The 233-nt window shown below is 53.2% G+C and carries 1 protein-coding gene; it reads right to left on the reverse strand.

The annotated features are described in order from the left end of the window. Positions 1-233 (reverse strand): L-serine ammonia-lyase, iron-sulfur-dependent, subunit alpha (locus FQ668_RS28320; RefSeq protein WP_178097286.1); only part of this gene is annotated, 233 nt, incomplete at both ends.

Consider the following 233-nt stretch of genomic DNA (forward strand, 5'->3'; position numbering starts at 1 on the left):
GCCGATAGGGTCGCAGGTCATACCGAGTGAGTGCTCCATGGCAATCTCTGCTGCGATACACATTTGCTCGTTACTACCACCTCGTAGTGCGGTTAGGCCAGCCGCTGCCATGGATGATGATACGCCTACCTCACCTTGACAGCCCACTTCAGCACCGGAAATGGAGGCGTTGGTTTTGTAGAGGATACCGATGGCTCCGGAAACCGCTAAAAAGTCTTTGAGCTGTTTGGTAT

This window comes from Pseudomonas sp. Kh14, assembly GCF_900291005.1.
Lineage (GTDB): Bacteria > Pseudomonadota > Gammaproteobacteria > Pseudomonadales > Pseudomonadaceae > Aquipseudomonas > Aquipseudomonas alloputida.